We start from the raw sequence: 11282 nt of genomic DNA on the forward strand, positions 1-11282 counted from the left end.
CATGAAGGCACGACAGAAACGGCTGGTCCTGGTCAGTGTGGCGATCATCGGCGTCGGCGCCGCCGCGGCGCTGGCCCTGAGCGCACTACAAAGTAATATCTCCTACTTTTTCAGCCCATCCCAGGTGATGGCCAGAGAGGCGCCGGCGGATCACGTCTTCCGCCTGGGGGGTCTGGTTTCCGAGGGTTCGGTCCAGCGGGCGGAGAACGGGCTCACCGTCACCTTCGATGTGACCGATCTGGCGCAAACCGTCAAGGTTTCCTACACCGGCATCCTCCCCGATCTCTTCAAGGAGGGTCAGGGGGCCGTGACCCGCGGACGGCTGGGCCCGGATGGGGTCTTTTACGCCGAGGAGGTGCTGGCCAAACACGACGAGGAATATATGCCGCCCGAGGTCGCCGACAGCCTCAAGACCGAACATGCACAGGGGCTGACGCAAAGCCTGAGCAACACGCCGGCCGCTGCCCCTCAACAAGCCGCGGCGCAGACTGCCGATCCGCGGACGGTGACCCGATGATCCCCGAACTCGGCCATTTCGCCCTCATCCTGGCCCTGACGCTGGCCGTCACCCAGGCGATCGTTCCGCTCTGGGGTTCCTTCAACGGCCGGCGCTCCTGGATGGCGATGGCCCGGCCGCTCGCCTGGGGTCAACTGATCTTCCTGAGCATCTCGTTTCTTTGTCTGGTCCAGGCCTTTCTGACTGATGACTTTTCGGTGGTCTACGTGGCCACCAATTCCAACAGTCTGCTGCCGGCGCCGTTCAAGGTGTCCGCCGTCTGGGGTGCCCACGAGGGGTCATTGCTGCTGTGGGCGCTGTTGCTCGCCGGCTGGGGCGCGGCGGTCGCAAGCTTCAGCCGCAATCTGCCGCTGCCGATGATCTCCCGCGTGATCGCGGTGCAGGCGATGATCGCCATCGGCTTCCTGCTCTTCATGCTGTTGACCTCGAACCCGTTCGAGCGCGTCTTCCCGGCACCGCTGGAGGGTCGGGATCTGAATCCGCTGCTCCAGGACGTTGGTCTGATCATTCACCCGCCCATGCTCTACATGGGCTACGTGGGCTTCTCGGTGGCCTTCGCCTTCGCCATCGCCGCACTGATCGGCGGGCAACTCGACGCGGCCTGGGCACGCTGGTCGCGGCCCTGGACTACGGTCGCCTGGATCTTCCTCACCCTCGGCATCGCGCTCGGCTCCTGGTGGGCCTACTACGAGCTGGGCTGGGGCGGCTGGTGGTTCTGGGACCCGGTCGAGAATGCCTCGTTCATGCCCTGGCTGGTCGGCACGGCGCTGATCCACTCGCTGGCCGTGACCGAGAAGCGCGGGGCCTTCAAGAGCTGGACGGTGCTGCTCGCCATCGCCGCCTTCTCGCTGTCGCTGCTCGGCACCTTCCTGGTCCGCTCAGGCGTTCTGACCTCGGTCCACGCCTTCGCCACCGACCCCGCGCGGGGCGCTTTCATCCTCGCCTTCCTGGTGATCGTGATCGGCGGTTCACTGGCGCTCTATGCCTGGCGCGCCCCGGCGGTCTCCGGCGGCGGGCGCTTCGATCTGATCTCGCGCGAGAGCTTTCTGCTGGTCAACAACCTGCTGCTGGCGGCGCTGGCCGCGCTGGTGCTCTTCGGCACCCTGGCACCGCTGATCTATGAAGCGGCCGGGTGGGGCAAGATCTCGGTCGGCTTCCCCTGGTTCAACACCATGTTCGTGGCCATCTCGCCGCTGCTGGTGCTGGCCATGGGCATCGGTCCCCTGACCCGCTGGAAGCACGATGAACCGGCCCGCCTCCTGCGGCAATTGTGGCTCGCGCTCGGTGTCGGGCTGGCCGTGGGAGCACTCGCCGCCACCGACCTGATCCTGCCGGGCAACCTCTACGTCAGCCTCGGGCTGGGCCTCGCGGCCTGGCTGATCAGCACCCACCTGATCGCCTTGGGTGAGCGCCTCTGGCACCGCGGGTTCCAGGGCCTGGTCGCGGACCTGGGCGGCCAGGGCCGCAGTTGGTACGGCATGTGGCTGGCCCATCTCGGCATCGCGGTCTTCATCATCGGTGCCACGCTGGTCTCCAACTACGGCAGCGAGACCGATGTCCGGATGGCCCCGGGGTCAACGCACGAAGCCGCCGGTTACCGCTTCCAGTTCAACGGCGCCCAACCCGTCATGGGACCGAATTATCGGGCGCAGCGGGCCGAGTTCCTGGTGTTCCAGGGCGACCGTCAGGTCGCGGTTCTGCACCCCGAGAAGCGCGCCTACCTGACGGGGGGCATGCCGATGACCGAGGCCGGGATCGATCCCGGCCTGCTGCGCGACCTCTATGTCTCGCTGGGCGAACCGGTGGGCACCGCGGGTGATTGGGCGGTGCGGCTCTACTACAAACCGTTCGTGCGCTGGATCTGGCTCGGCGGCATTCTGATGGCGCTGGGCGGACTGCTGGTCATCAGCGACCGACGCTACCGCACCGAACGCCGGACCGCGACCGTACCGACCCTGGCGACCGGCACGGCGGTACCGGCCTGAGCGAAGCACCAGCCTGACCGCGGCGCGCGTGACGAGCGCGCGGCGCGGTCAACGCGGCAACCGACCGACCTTGAGGATCGACAATGGCACGTTCCACCACCAGTTATCTGGTGCCCCTTGGCCTTTTTCTGGCGCTCACCGCCCTGCTGTTCTACGGGCTGTCCCTGGACCCGCGCAAGGTGCCCTCGCCCCTGGTGGGTAAGCCGGCCCCGCCCTTTACCCTGGAATCACTCAAAGAGCCCGGCAAACAGATCAGCTCGGATATCCTCAAAGGGCGCGTCTCGCTGGTGAATGTCTGGGCGTCCTGGTGTCCGTCCTGCCGCCAGGAGCATGCCGAACTGCTGCGCATCGCGCGCGATTCGGACGTCCAACTGATCGGCTTCAACTGGAAGGACGAGCGCCCGGCCGCCCTGGAGATGCTGAGCCGCTTCGGCGACCCCTACACCCTGAGCGTCTTCGACCCGGACAACCAGGCCGGGATCGACTGGGGAGTCTATGGGGCTCCGGAGACCTTCGTGATCGATGCCGAGGGCATCATCCGCCACAAGCGTATCGGTCCTATCGACGCCAAGGTCTGGGCCCAAGAGATCCTGCCGGTGATCCAGCAATTCTCGCCCAAGGGCTAGCCAGCCAATGCCGCACACCAACACTGATCCTTTGTTTTCCATGAGCAGTAACCACTTAATCGGCAATACACTCCGGTCCGCCGCACGCACCGCTGTCCTCGCGAGCGCCCTCGTCTGCGCCGGCGCCGCCGCCGCCGCCTACACGCTGCAGGAATTCACTTTCGACAGTCCGGCTCAGGAGCGGACTTTTCGCGACCTGACCAGCAAACTGCGCTGCCTGGTCTGTCAGAACGAATCACTGGCCGGCTCCCAGGCGGACCTGGCTCAGGACCTGCGCAAGGAGGTCTACGGCATGCTGCGCGAAGGCAAGAGCCAGGATGAGATCATCACCTTCCTGGTGGATCGCTACGGGGATTTCGTGCTCTATCAGCCCCAGGTCAAACCCTCCACCTATCTTCTGTGGTTCGGTCCCTTCGTCCTGATCGGCGTGGGCGGTTGGCTCTTGCTGCGCGCACTGAAGGCCAAGAAGGCTGAACCCGAACCGGAAACCGACGCCGCGGAGCGCGCCCGCCTCCACCAACTCCTCGCCGCTACCGAGCCGCCAGACCAAGCCAAATGATTATTTTCTGGATACTTGCTGCCGGGCTCACGGGCCTGGCCATCCTCTTCATCGCCCGGCCCTTACTGAGCGGCCTCGCGAGCGACGCATCGCCCAGCCAGTCGGATCTGAATCTCCAGATCGCCCGCAGCCGCCTGGCGGAACTGGATGCCGACCTCGCCGCGGGTGTGCTCGACCAGGGCCAGTCCGCTGCCGCGCGCAAGGATCTCGAGCGCGAACTGTTGTCCGACCTGCATGACTCCGAATTGCAGGGGGGCCAGACCCTCGGGCCGCGGAGCACAACCACCGCCCGCACTCCGGACGAGCGCGCACGCGCGGACCGCGCACCCTGGCTCGCCCTCGTGTTGATACTCTCCGTACCGACAGCGGCCGTCCTGACGTACCTGGAACTGGGCAATCAAGAGATCATTCCACGTATCGAGACCGCCGCGATTATCGAGGTTGCTCCGGTCGCTGACCACGCCGCCGGACCCGATGGACAATCCTTGCCCTCACTCGACACCCTGGCGCAGGGGCTCGCCGAGCGGATGCAGCAGAATCCGGACAATCTGGAAGGCTGGATGATGCTCGGACGCACCTACATCGCGCTCGATCAGCCGGCCAAAGCGCTTGAGGCCATGGAGCGGGCTTTTGGGCTGGCTCCCGACGATGTCGGCGTGATGATCGGTTATGCCGAGGCGCTGGCAGCAAACAGCGGCAACCAACTCGACGGCAAACCGGCTGAACTGATCGAGGCGGCACTGGAACGTGAACCGGCCAACGCCAGCGCACGCTGGCTCAGTGGGATGCTGGCCTTCCAGCAAGCGCGCTTCACCGAAGCCGCGACAACCTGGCAGGGAATCCTGACTGAGCTGGATCCGGCCGGCGAGGACGCCGTTCAGATGGGCGAGATGATTGCCGAGGCGCGCCGCCGCGGCGGCCTGCCCGAATCGCCCAGCGGCGCCCAGAGCAGCACAGTACCAGGCGGGATCAGTCCCGCGCTGCCCCCGGATGCGCCGGCAGCAGCGGCTACGCAGGCACAGGTGAGCCAGGTCGAACCCGCGCAAGAGACAACCGCGGCAAACACGGGACCCCGCATCCAGGTCAGTGTCACCCTCGCCCCCGAACTCGCCGCCCAGGTCAATCCGACCGACACCCTGTTTATCTATGCCCGCGCGGCTGCTGGTCCGCCAATGCCGCTCGCGGTGAGCCGGGCGACGGCTGCGGACCTGCCGGCCACCGTCACCCTGGATAACAGCTCCGCCGTGATGCCGGCCATGCGTCTTTCGAGCTTCCCGCAGGTCATCGTGGGCGCCCGCATTTCCAGGTCCGGACAAGCGACTCCCGGTCAGGGAGACCTGGAAGGCCAAGTCGGACCGCTCGACAGCGCGACGCCCCAGTCGGTTGCGGTGACCATCAATCGGGTCCGGCCCTGAGTGGCCGCATCACACCGGCAACGACTCCACCGTGACTCACCGACTCAGTCGTCGATCTTTTGATAGGTCCCGACCAGGGTCGCGTGGGCCAGGATGTGTTCATCCATGGCAAGCAGCAGTTCATCTTTTGACGGACGGCTCAACGCAGCGGGAAGCCGGGTGTCCAGGGCGTACAGGCGAAAAAAATAGCGATGCCGGCCAACGGGCGGACACGGCCCCCCATAGCCGGTACGCCCCCAACTATTGAGCCCCTCGGCGCAACCCGCGGGAAGATCCGCGGGAGCCACGCCCGCCGCGAGTCGAGTCGTCGTCACCGGCACGTTGTACAGGATCCAGTGATCCCAGACCATCCGGGGCGCGGCCGGGTCGGGGGCATCCGGGTCGTCGACAATCAAGACCAGGCTCTCGGTGCCGTCCGGCACGCCAACCCAGTAGATCTCCGGAGAGCAATCCTCACCCTCGCAGGTATACTTGCGGGGAATCTCACCACTATCATCGAATACTTCAGATTTGAGAACCAGAGTCATTTTCCACCTCCCGGTGTGTGCTAAGTTAACCGAGTGAATCATCATCAATGGTCGGATATCGGGCTCCCCGCGGGTTGCCCTTCACGAACTGATGTGGGGTCAAGAATTCACGATTAAGTACCCGATGATCGACACGCCGGCCCTGACGCGGGGACCCTCACCCCAGGACCGGAAGCAGAACCTCATATAAATCATGAGGCTGCAACGATGAACCAGTTTGCGCCTCATTGCGATCACCGGGTCATAGAGACAAAATCGCCCTAGAGACGGTTTTACCACTCCCTAGCTGTGCGTCCTTCGGCGGCCTGATGGCCGCCTTTTTTTTGCCCGCCGTCTTTCCCCCGAGCCGGGGCAGTCACCAGCGCGCGCGACGCGGCGCAACTCGCGAGTTACGGTATAATTTCCGCTTCCTGATTAGACCGATGGGGATACGGCGACCTGCTCCCCGTTCCCCTAAGGCGCATCCCCCCACGCCACACCACAAAACAGGATCACCGATGTCTGAATACAACGCCGAGGACGTCCGCAACATCGCTCTGGTCGGACATGCCGGCAGCGGAAAAACCACACTGGTCGAGGCCCTGCTCGCCGCCACGGGTGTCATCCCCGCCCCCGGCAGCGTCGCCAAAGGCACCACGGTATGCGATTTCGACCCTCTGGAGAAGGAGTTGCAGCACTCACTCGACTCCGCCATCACCAGCGTCGACGTCCACGGCAAGCACATCAACCTGATCGACACCCCCGGCTACCCGGATTTCCTGGGCCGCAGCGTCTCCGTACTGCCGGCCGTCGAGACCGCCGCCGTGGTCATCAATGCGCAGGCCGGGATCGAGTCGGTCACCCAGCGGCTCATGAACGCGCTCGACAACCGGCACCTGTGCCGGATGATCATCGTCAATCAGATCGATGCGCCGGACCTGGATCTGGGTGCGCTCACCACCCGCATCCGTGAGACCTTCGGCGCCGAGTGCCTGCCCATCAACCTGCCGGCCGACGGCGGCTCGCGGGTGATCGACTGCTTTTTCCAGCCCAGCGGCGAGGGGGCCGATTTTTCGTCCGTGGCCGAGGCCCATGGTCACATCATCGACCAGGTCGTGGAAATGGATGAGGCGCTGATGGAGATCTATCTGGAGCAGGGACAGGATCTCGCCCCCGAGCAGCTCCATGACCCCTTTGAGACGGCGCTGCGCGAGGGCCACCTCATCCCCATCTGTTATTGTTCCGCCATCACCGGGGCCGGCATCCCGGAATTGCTGGAGATCATGGTCCGCCTGATGCCGAACCCGTCCGAGGGGAATCCGCCCGCCTACCTGAAGGGCGAAGGGGCGACCATGGAGCCGGTTCGTGTGTCACCGGACCCGACCAAGCACGCCCTGGCCCATTGCTTCAAGATCATCAACGACCCCTTCCGCGGCAAACTCGGCATTTTCCGCATCCACCAGGGCCGCATCAGCACCAACAGCCAGCTCTACGTCGGCGATGCCCGCAAGCCGTTCAAGGTCAACCACCTGTTCAGGCTTCAGGGCAACGAGCAGATCGAGGTCGCCGAAGGCGTCCCAGGGGACATCCTGGCGGTCTCGCGGGTGGACGACATCCACTTCGATGCCGTGCTGCACGACTCGCACGACGAGGATCACTACCACCTGACCACCATGGAGTGCCCGGTTCCCCTGTTCGGGCTGGCCATCACCCCGACCAAGCGCGGGGATGAACAGAAGCTCAACGACGCCCTGCACAAACTCCAGTCGGAGGACCCCTGCCTGCACATCGAGCATCACGCCGCCACCAACGAGACGATCATGCGCGGCCTGGGTGAATTACACCTCAAGGTGCTGCTGCGCCGGCTTTCGGAGCAGTTCCATGTGGACGTGGACACCCGTCCGCCGAGCATCCCGTATCGCGAGACCATCACCGCCAAGGCCGATGGACACCACCGGCACAAGAAGCAGACCGGCGGTGCCGGCCAATTCGGCGAGGTCTACCTGCGGATTGAGCCTCTGGAACGGGGGGAAGGATTCGAGTTCGTGGACGCCACCGTAGGCGGCGTCATCCCCGGCAACTTCATCCCCTCGATCGAAAAAGGCGTGCGCCAGGTGTTGGCCGACGGTGCCATCGCGGGGTACCCGCTGCAGGACGTCCGGGTGTCGGTGTACGACGGTAAGTTCCATCCGGTGGACTCCAAGGACATCGCTTTCTCGACCGCCGGACGCAAGGCCTTCATCGACGCGGTCGATAAGGCCAAACCGGTGATTCTGGAACCGATCGTCAAGATCCGGATCAGTGCGCCGGACTCCTGCATGGGTGATTTGGCGGGCGACCTCTCCGGTCGGCGCGGGCGGATCAGCGGCAGCGAATCCCAGAGCCAGGGTCGCATCGACATCGACGGCGAGGTCCCGCTGGCCGAACTCTCCGGCTATGACGCCCGGCTGAAGGCGCTCACCGGCGGCGAGGGGATCTACGCGATCGAACTGAGCCGCTATGAAGCAGTCCCGGCCAGCATTCAGAAGCAACTGGCGGACGCCTATCAGCGCAGCGAGGACTAGCGATCTGTGACGGCGGTCGGCTGACAATCCAGCCGCGCCGCCGGCGGAAGGACGTTGACTCGACAACCGTCTCTGCTACTCTGACTGATGATCGGTCACGGGGCCGGTCTCGTCTCCCCAACACGGCAATAGCCTGGAGTGAGTCCCATGACGAAAGAACGCAGCCCCAAAAAGGAAACCAAGAAAAAGTCCGGCTTGAACCTCAAGGAAAAACGGGCCGTCAAGAAAACAAAGCAAGAGAACAAATCCTGACCCTGGTTTTTCACCACGCAGGACACTAAACAAAAGCCCGGCTGATGCCGGGCTTTTGTTTTCGCTCACCGCGGCGACGCTCAGGCCGCCGCGGCTTTCAGAGGTCCGATGCCTCAGTAACGACGGCCACCGCCACCACCGCCGCCGCCACCGAAACCACCGCCACGCGGCGCATCAGTCTTGGGCTTGGCCTGGTTGACCGTGATGTTACGGCCCTTCATGTCGGTGCCGTTGAGACCCTTGATCGCGGCATCAGCCTGGGAATTGTTGGCCATCTCCACGAAACCGAAGCCCTTGGACTCTCCGGTGAACTTGTCGCTGATCAGGTTGACCTGCGAGACTTCACCGAAACGGGAAAAGGTTTCCCGCAGATCGGCGTCGGTGATGCTGAACGGAAGATTGCCTACGTAGATATTCATATCTGTCTGTCTGTCTTTATAGAATGCGTGCGTTGATGAAAATTGACACTATCGAAAAAAGCCAAGCACAAAATTCCTTCGACAGCGGAATGCCGCTACCGCGGCAGAGGAGGGCACACAGGTACCGGATGGGCTGAAAGCGCATCGATGTGATTGATTTCAACGACTCTACTGCCCTTCCTGAGCCCTGTCGGCCGCTGATTCAGAATGTCCTCGCCACGACACAGTAACAGGTCTCTCTTGGAAACGCACGTCTCTTCTGGACTGCGTTGATGATCGCAACGACCGCCTGCGCAAATGCACCGTCCGGATGCAGACCGGCCCTATTTCTTGGGGTTGACGGCAGCAACGCGCGCGCTTTTGCCGGTCAAATTCCGCTGATTGAATGCCGCGGCACAACCGACCGCGTACTCGGTGACCTCCTCCAGGCTGCCGCGGTGAAACCCGGTGATAGAGGAACGGCCGCTCGATAAAACGTAGCGGTACCAATCCGCACCCGCACCGGCCCCCGGCAGATCCGCGCGCTCGACCGACGCCACTTCGTAATGATGGCGGATGAGGATGCTGGGAAGTTCATCGTCGGGTGATTGCGCAGCGACAGCCACGCGGTGCGGCGTGCTGTCCGTCGCGTCGGCATCAGGGCACACATTGATCACGACACCCATGAACACACTCCCGTGGAGGCCCGCGACGGCGCGCTCCGCGGCCTCGTGGGCGATATCGACATAGCGGACAGCACGCGCCTCGCTGCCCGGCTTCGCCGGACCGGGATGCACCCGATGGGTATCCCCGTAGGGCGCCAGCAGGGCGCGAACGTCGTCATCGCCGACCCCGAGCGGGAGGTTGCTGATGCGTAGGGTCGAGAGCGAGTGCCCGGTATGGGCGGATTTCGAGTCCATGACGGCACGCCTGTTGCGATACAAAGGGCGCCGCCACGGATGGACGCGGCGGAGCAGTGATTGGTCGGCAGGTCCGATTGCGCTTGAATCCGGTCGATCACCAGCGCCCGGCGAGCGCGGCGGGCTTGGATAGGACGGCGCAAGCCGGCGTTGCCTTTGCTAAACAGCATAGACATTGGGGCGATCCGTCCTGAGTCAAGCGGTCGGAGCAGGCCATTGAGTGGCTGTCGTCTTCCCGGACGAAAAGTACCTGGCGGCGACACCAGGATCGCCCGCCGGGAGCCGGCGGTCCGTCACAACCATCCTTTGCGCTTGAAATAAACGACCGGCAGCGCCGCCGAGACCACCATGATCAGAATCGAGAGCGGATACCCCAGCTGCCACGCCAGCTCGGGCATGTGCGCGAAGTTCATCCCGTAAATACTGGCGATCAGGGTCGGCGGCAGGAAGGCGGCCGCGGCCACTGAGAAGATCTTGATGATCTTGTTCTGCTCGATGTTGATGAAGCCCTGTGCCGCCTGGAGCAGGAAGGTAACCTTCTCGAACAGATAGTTATTGTGGGGCAGCAGGGCGTCGATCTCCGACAGCAGGTACTTGAGCCGCTTGGCGCACGGCTTGGACGCCTGCGCACTGCGCCACACGAACGACAGGTCGCGGCGCGCATCCATCAGACAGAGGCGAACCTTGCCATTGAGGTTCTCGTGTTCCGCCAGACGTTCCAGCGCCTGCCCCAGGTCGGCATCCTTGTCCTCCAGAACCAGATAACTGGTCTCTTCCAGATCGCGATAAAGCGCCTGCAGGGTATCGCCCAAATCCAGCACCGTGGTCTCGAACAGGCCGGCCAGCAGCCCGATAGGCTCTTTCAGCAGCTCGGGCCGCCGGCGCACCCGAATTCGCATGAGACGCAACGCCGGCACATCGCGGTCATGGACAGTCACCAACCGCTCCCGCGTGCAGACCACGTTGACACTGGTGTTCTCCGGACGCCCTTCCACGCGATGCAGGAACAGGGTCGAGAGGTGGATCCCCTGCTCGTCGATGAAAGTCCGCGTGCTGGCCTCGATCTCGTCGGCGTCCTCATCCTCCGGCAACTCATGCTGGACCAGTGAATTGATGAGTTCGTACTCTGCGTCCGTGGGCTCGGCCACATCGATCCAGGCCGCTTCCCGCAGGCACTCCGGGTCCTCGATGACGCGCGTCAGCCCGTCCTGAAATTGATATGCATACAGCACGAAAGAGTCTCCAGCCGTGATCGCTTCAGGCCCCGCGGTCTAAGTACCGGATCGCGGAGCCCGCGACAGGTCGACGGCGACACCCGCGCCTTAAGTCGACATCTTACAGAGTGCGCGGGCGGCGCGTCCGCCTGGTTGGCGTCGACCTCGCCGGCGCGCTCGACTGCCCAGCAATTCCAAATTTGGGCAGCATCACGCAGCCCCTTGGTGGATGCAGCGCGCACGACCGGCGTGCCGGGTCCCTGACACCGAGCGGCGCGCCTTATCCACCCTACAGCGGGGCCGGTTCTGTAGGGTGGATAAGCGCA

The 11282-nt window shown here is 64.1% G+C and carries 10 protein-coding genes; 6 read left to right on the top strand and 4 right to left on the bottom strand.

The features are described from left to right. Nucleotide 1 precedes the first annotated feature (1 nt). The 5 genes from ccmE (at nt 2) to ccmI (ending at nt 5102) form a co-directional block, all read left to right on the top strand. Nucleotides 2–517, top strand: coding sequence for a cytochrome c maturation protein CcmE (gene ccmE, locus QZY03_RS10905; protein WP_295580897.1), 516 nt, complete (start codon nt 2–4; stop codon nt 515–517). Beyond that, on the top strand, nt 514–2502 hold the full coding sequence (locus QZY03_RS10910; protein WP_295580906.1) for a heme lyase CcmF/NrfE family subunit: 1989 nt from the start codon (nt 514–516) through the stop codon (nt 2500–2502). Before ccmE ends, QZY03_RS10910 begins: the two co-directional genes overlap by 4 nt. An 83-nt stretch (nt 2503–2585) precedes the next feature. Then, nucleotides 2586–3128, top strand: a complete 543-nt coding sequence (locus QZY03_RS10915; protein WP_295580908.1) for a DsbE family thiol:disulfide interchange protein — start codon at nt 2586–2588, stop codon at nt 3126–3128. Nucleotides 3129–3168: 40 nt separating this feature from the next. Further along, nucleotides 3169–3687 carry a cytochrome c-type biogenesis protein gene (locus QZY03_RS10920; RefSeq protein WP_295580910.1) on the top strand — a complete coding sequence of 173 codons (519 nt, stop codon included), beginning with the start codon at nt 3169–3171 and terminating at the stop codon, nt 3685–3687. Further along, nucleotides 3684–5102: a c-type cytochrome biogenesis protein CcmI gene (gene ccmI, locus QZY03_RS10925; RefSeq protein ID WP_295580912.1), complete on the top strand. Its 1419-nt coding sequence runs from the start codon at nt 3684–3686 to the stop codon at nt 5100–5102. The genes QZY03_RS10920 and ccmI overlap by 4 nt, the downstream gene beginning before the upstream one ends. Nucleotides 5103–5146: 44 nt before the next feature. Here ccmI and QZY03_RS10930 read toward each other — a convergent pair whose 3' ends face one another. Beyond that, entirely contained in the window at nt 5147–5629 is a 483-nt protein-coding gene (locus QZY03_RS10930) for a YbhB/YbcL family Raf kinase inhibitor-like protein (protein WP_295580914.1), read from the bottom strand. A gap of 497 nt (nt 5630–6126) precedes the next feature. Here QZY03_RS10930 and fusA point away from each other — a divergent pair, with 497 nt between their 5' ends. Continuing rightward, complete coding sequence (fusA, locus tag QZY03_RS10935) at nt 6127–8172, top strand: elongation factor G (protein ID WP_295580916.1); 2046 nt, start codon at nt 6127–6129, stop codon at nt 8170–8172. A 365-nt stretch (nt 8173–8537) separates the two neighbouring features. Here fusA and QZY03_RS10940 read toward each other — a convergent pair whose 3' ends face one another. The 3 genes from QZY03_RS10940 to corA all read right to left on the bottom strand — a co-directional run bounded on the left by QZY03_RS10940 (nt 8538) and on the right by corA (nt 10974). Beyond that, nucleotides 8538–8843: an RNA-binding protein gene (locus tag QZY03_RS10940; protein ID WP_295580917.1), complete on the bottom strand. Its 306-nt coding sequence runs from the start codon at nt 8841–8843 to the stop codon at nt 8538–8540. A gap of 323 nt (nt 8844–9166) precedes the next feature. Beyond that, nucleotides 9167–9742: a hypothetical protein gene (locus QZY03_RS10945; RefSeq protein WP_295580919.1), complete on the bottom strand. Its 576-nt coding sequence runs from the start codon at nt 9740–9742 to the stop codon at nt 9167–9169. A 293-nt stretch (nt 9743–10035) separates the two neighbouring features. Beyond that, nucleotides 10036–10974, bottom strand: a complete 939-nt coding sequence (gene corA / locus QZY03_RS10950; RefSeq protein WP_295580920.1) for a magnesium/cobalt transporter CorA — start codon at nt 10972–10974, stop codon at nt 10036–10038. Between the last annotated feature and the right edge of the window lie 308 nt (nt 10975–11282).

The organism is uncultured Lamprocystis sp. (assembly GCF_903933125.1).
Taxonomy (GTDB): Bacteria; Pseudomonadota; Gammaproteobacteria; order Chromatiales; family Chromatiaceae; genus Thiodictyon.